The sequence below is a fragment of the Ramlibacter sp. genome, assembly GCF_013697775.1.
Taxonomy (GTDB): domain Bacteria; phylum Pseudomonadota; class Gammaproteobacteria; order Burkholderiales; family Burkholderiaceae_C; genus Ramlibacter.
Window position 1 is genome coordinate 1 of the sequence record NZ_JACCWG010000329.1, and the last position, 2,196, is coordinate 2,196.

At 70.2% G+C, this 2,196-nt stretch carries 2 protein-coding genes; both read right to left on the reverse strand.

All coding sequences use genetic code 11. The annotated features are described in order from the left end of the window. Window positions 1-131 precede the first annotated feature (131 nt). Window positions 132-1,496 carry an ATP-binding protein gene (locus tag H0U68_RS16665; protein WP_296357577.1) on the reverse strand — a complete coding sequence of 455 codons (1,365 nt, stop codon included), beginning with the start codon at window positions 1,494-1,496 and terminating at the stop codon, window positions 132-134. Then, window positions 1,480-2,196 (reverse strand): contractile injection system tape measure protein (locus H0U68_RS16670; protein WP_296357579.1); only part of this gene is annotated, 717 nt, incomplete at its 5' end. The genes H0U68_RS16665 and H0U68_RS16670, both read right to left, overlap by 17 nt.

Below are 2,196 nucleotides of genomic sequence, written 5' to 3' on the forward strand. Positions count from 1 at the left end.
CAGCCGCAGCGGGTCCGCGCCGAAGGCCATCGGCAGCATGCACAGCAGCGCCAGGCCGACCAGCCACACGGCGCAGCGTTGCGGGGTCAGGCCGCGCAAGACGCGGCAGATGATGCACTCGCGGGCCATGGTCATGCCGTCCTGCCTTCCTTGCGCAATTCGCGGGCGATGCCGCGGCGCAGGTCGGCCATGTTGATCTGTTCGCGGCCCACCTGCATCGCGTTGATGGCGGCGTCGCGCGCCACGTTGGTGATGGCGCCGCCGGAAATCTCGTGCTGGCGCGCCAGCAGCTCCAGGTCCACGTCGGGCGCGAGGCGGCCGGTGGGATTCAGCGTGCCCTTCCACAGGCGCAGCCGCTGCTCGGCGTCGGGCATGGGGAAATACACCAGCGACTGGAAGCGCCGCGCGAAAGCGTCGTCGATGTTGGCCTTGAGGTTGGTGGCGAGGATCACGATGCCCGGAAAGTCTTCCACGCGCTGCAGCAGGTAGGCGACTTCCTGGTTGGCGTGGCGGTCGTTGGAACTCGAGGCCGAGGTGCGCTTGCCGAACAGCGCATCGGCCTCGTCGAAGAACAGGATCCAGCGGCGGTGCTGGGCCTGGTCGAACACGTTGGCCAGGTTCTTCTCGGTCTCGCCGATGTACTTCGACACGATCATCGACAGGTCGATGCGGTAGACGTCGGCGCCCGACGACTGGCCGATCAGCGTCGCCGTCAGCGTCTTGCCGGTGCCGGGCGGCCCGTAGAACAGGCTGCGGTAGCCCGGCTTCACCGTCTTTTCCAGCCGCCATTCGCCCAGCAGCTTGTCGCCGTGCGTGGCCCAGGTGCGGATGCCGGCGATCTCGTCCTGCACCGCGCGGCCCAGCACCAGGTCGTCCCAGGCCAGCGGCGTGGTGATCAGCTTGGCCGGAAAGCTCACGTCGTAGTCGGGCTTCTGCACGGCGCCGGTGGTCACGCGCGCCAGGTATTCGGGCGACACCGTGAGCGACCCGCTCAATTGCGGCTCGCCCCGCGCGTCGTGGTCGATGCGCAGCACGCCGCGGCGCACCAGGGGGTGCGCCGCGTCCAGCAGCGACAGCACGGCGAAGCGCTTGCCCAGGTCGGTGCCGGCCAGCAGGAAGGCGGCGGTTTCGCAGGTGGGCAAAAAGCCGCCGTGGGTGCGGCCCTTCCAGCCGCCGAACTCGGTGAAGCCGCGGTCCAGGTTGCGGTTGCGCAGGAACAGCATGTCCAGCGCCTGCGGCCGCAGGTGCGGCACCAGCGCCAGCATCAGCAGCAGCCGCTCGCGAAAGTCCAGGCCGAATTCGCGCACCAGCCGCGCGTAGTCGGAGTCGTCGCCGTCCAGCGCGGGCGCGGCGATCTCCTCCACCGCTGCATAAGCGCATTCCTGCTCGAAGTGCAGGCTGATGCGCGCGTGCAGCACCGCGTCGAACCAGGCCAGCTCGCGCTCCAGCGCGCCAGCGTTTCCGACGCCCACGACCCCGTCAGCGCCACTGCACATGGATCATCCTTTCCATCCAGGGAAACCGGATCGTCGAGAAGCCCCAGGGCACCTGGTCGACCAGCATGTCGAACGGCCCGGCCTCCACCACCAGCAGCCAGTGGTCGTCGTTGCACAGCAGGCGGCCTTCGCGCCGCAGGAAGGTTTCGCGCAGGCCGGCGACAGTGGTGCTGCCCAGCACCTTCCACTGCTGCAGCATGGCGCCCAGGAGGCTGTCCACCACCGACAGGTCCTCGGCGGCCAGCTCGCCCTCCCACGCCAGCGGGTCGGCGATCTGCAGGCCGCACATCAGCTTGTTGAGCACCAGTTCGTGCTCGGGCGAGCCGCCGCGCGCGGCCTCGCCCAGCACCAGGGCCTGCAGCAGGTGCGCGGCTTTCGCGGCGGCGACCGTGTCCTTGAACGACTTGCCGTCGTCGGCGAGCAGCCCGCGCAGCGCGAACAGGCGCGGCAGGAACGGCTCGGCCAGCACCATGCCGGCGTTGGCAACGTAGATCGGCTCGCCGGGGTCGGGCACCGCCGGCGGCTTGGGGTCGCGCGTGGGGGGCTTGTCTTTCATGGCTTTCGCGGGCGAGGCAACCGGCGACGCGGCGGCTGCCTGGGCGACGGTATGGATGACGGCATCGGCCACGGCACGGCCCAGCGCCTGCGAGGCGTTGCGCGGGCTGCGCGCCGCTTCGCGCGCGAGTGCCTGGCGCCAGCG

Coding starts and splice junctions, on each gene's coding strand:
- H0U68_RS16665 (WP_296357577.1), bottom strand. CDS start 1,496: ATGTGCAGTGGCGCTGACGGGGTCGTGGGCGTCGGAAACGCTGGCGCG.